Origin of the sequence: Vibrio sp. 10N.261.52.C2 (genome assembly GCF_041471425.1) — a bacterium.
Taxonomy (GTDB): Bacteria; Pseudomonadota; Gammaproteobacteria; order Enterobacterales; family Vibrionaceae; genus Vibrio; species Vibrio crassostreae_C.
This window is the reverse complement of the sequence record NZ_JBFROH010000071.1, coordinates 1-1,084: the sequence shown is the minus strand read 5'-3', so window position 1 is coordinate 1,084 and position 1,084 is coordinate 1. Positions and strand designations below refer to the sequence as shown.

The window sequence follows — 1,084 nt, the reverse complement described above, 5'->3', positions numbered from 1 at the left end:
TCAGGTCAATCCAATCTCTTGTACACATTTTTGTGACGCGATCTTTGCACTCAAGAAATCCATTCCAAGCGCTACAGACCTTCGAAACAATATCGTTATAATCAATGAAGTTTTGGTTTGCTAGATAGTGTTGCCTTAACCAACTCCACACTTGCTCTATAGGGTTAAGCTCTGGTGAGTATGGCGGCAATTTGATAATACTGACATTATCAAATGGGTTAGCAATATCATCGGTATGCCATCCTGCGCCATCCATTATTACCACTGAATGACGGTCTTTTTCTGTGACTTTAGATATCTGCTCTAGATGGTTTATCATGATGTCTTTGTTAACCCAAGGGACGACCATTGCCTCACCAATCCCTCTCGATGGGCACACTGAGCCAAACAAATAAGCGTATTCAAATTGCTGCTGTTTTACTACGCGAGGTCTCGTTCCACGAGTAGCCCAAAGACGTGTTGTTGTGTTCTGCTGACCAAACCTAGCTTCGTCTTGAAACCAGACATCAACACTCTCTAGCCCAATATGGCCGGGGATCTTAAGGATCGTTTCGATTTGGAATTTTTTTAAAATCGTCCTGTATTTGCTGTGATTGTTTAGGGTGTTTGGAACGAGAAGTTATCCAAGAAAAACCCATGTGGTCGAGGAGATAATAGATGGAATTAGGGTGGTAGTGCTTGTCAAAGTGTTTAACGATGTAGTCATGTATATCGCTTCCAACAAGGCGGCCACCAGAAGGTGATTCAGCTTCTTTTTTTATGAAGGCACTGAGTTGAGCCCGCTGCTCATCGGTGAGGTATGCAGGCCTACCAGTCCGAGGTTTTTCTTGAAGTCCTTCTAGGCCTTCTTCAAAAAAAATCCGAACCCATTTATTGACACTGGTTCGACTGACTTTGAGAGATTTTGCAATTTGTGTACGAGAGAGGCCGTCTTTAAAGTGTGCGAGCGCAAGTAAACGCATCTTCATCTGAATGGTTTTTTGCTGGCTCGCAAGCTTTTTGAAGTCAGTGTTATTAAGGCTATCCATGGCTAAATTTCACAATAATTCATCAATCTTAATTAGATCACATTTTTACTTTAATT

Annotated in this window: 1 protein-coding gene; it reads right to left on the bottom strand. The window is 41.9% G+C overall.

What is annotated here, in order from left to right; genetic code table 11:
• Positions 1–1,028, bottom strand: a protein-coding gene (locus AB4307_RS21185; RefSeq protein ID WP_372133390.1) for an IS630 family transposase whose coding sequence is annotated in 2 segments (ribosomal slippage) — positions 1–568 and positions 570–1,028 — 1,027 coding nt annotated over the 2 segments. Because the reading frame shifts where the segments join, the coding sequence is not laid out codon by codon here. This gene is flagged as partial in the annotation.
• Positions 1,029–1,084: the final 56 nt, after the last annotated feature.